This window comes from Pantoea sp. S62, assembly GCF_016658625.1.
Lineage (GTDB): Bacteria > Pseudomonadota > Gammaproteobacteria > Enterobacterales > Enterobacteriaceae > Pantoea > Pantoea vagans.
This window is the reverse complement of sequence record NZ_JACVVI010000060.1, coordinates 1-370: the sequence shown is the minus strand read 5'-3', so window position 1 is coordinate 370 and position 370 is coordinate 1. Positions and strand designations below refer to the sequence as shown.

At 59.5% G+C, this 370-nt stretch carries 1 pseudogene; it reads right to left on the bottom strand.

The annotated features are described in order from the left end of the window. Positions 1-204 (bottom strand): annotated as a pseudogene (locus IBT54_RS24925) (hypothetical protein); the annotation flags it as partial. Between the last annotated feature and the right edge of the window lie 166 nt (positions 205-370).

Below are 370 nucleotides of genomic sequence, written 5' to 3'. Positions count from 1 at the left end.
GATGCTCTTCAGCCAGACGCTGCCCCGATCAAACTGCCAGTAGCAGCCCTGAGCGCAGACGGGACGCTCCGGCGGCCACCAGGTTTCCCCCATCCGTTCGCATGCGGCTTCGGCCAGCGTAAAGTCCTGCCCGCTCAGCAGCATGTGGTATTCATGTGAGCCGCTGCCCGCCTCTTCCTGATAACTGACCAGCCAGATGTTCATTCAGCCTCCCTTCGGGCCTTCACGCTTTCTGCACAGTCGCGCATAAATTCCCAGCTGAGGCTGACGTCAGCATCCAGCATCCTGTCCGCCAGTTCGATCGCTGCAGTCACTTCATCGGGCGTAAGTTCCGGGTCAATGTCCTCAAAGTCGTCCGCCATCCAGATAT